Source organism: Vibrio sp. 1078-1 (genome assembly GCF_033340475.1).
The window spans coordinates 1-579 of record NZ_JAWOWM010000649.1 but is presented as its reverse complement, the minus strand read 5'-3'; the positions used below and the strand labels follow the sequence as shown (position 1 = coordinate 579).

Annotated in this window: 1 protein-coding gene; it reads left to right on the top strand. The window is 46.5% G+C overall.

All coding sequences use genetic code 11. The features are described 5' to 3' along the window. Positions 1-579 (top strand): sphingomyelin phosphodiesterase (locus R7190_RS29295; RefSeq protein WP_318138128.1); only part of this gene is annotated, 579 nt, incomplete at both ends.

The window sequence follows — 579 nt, the reverse complement described above, 5'->3', positions numbered from 1 at the left end:
GAGCGTTACGAGTTAATCCCCGATTACGTAAAAGGCTATGACGTACTGGCATTGCAAGAGGTTTTTGCTAGTGGTCGTGATGCATTTTTACGTGAGCTTGCAAAAGATTACCCATACCAAACGAAGATGTTGGATAAAGATGGCTTCAACGTTTACGACGGAGGCGTAATCATTGTGAGTCGTTACCCTATCGTCAACGAGGCACAATACGTGTTCCCAGATTGTTCGGGTACCGATTGCTTCGCTGATAAAGGCGTAAACTACGCAGAGATCATCAAAGGTGGTCAGGCCTACCATGTTTTTGCTACACATACCGCGTCTTTCGATACTGATACAGCGCGTGAGTATCGTCAGCGTCAATTTCAACAAATGCGCACTATGGCGCAGTCTCTCAACATTCCGAATAACGAAACGGTCGTTTACAGTGGTGACTTTAATGTAAACAAGCTGAAGTTCCCTGGAGATTACCAGCAGATGATCGCAAACCTAAGTGCGATGGAGCCTCAATACTCTGGCTATACAGCGTCTACGTTCGACCCTCGTATCAATAACTTCGCAGGCGAAGCACTATCTGGTGGC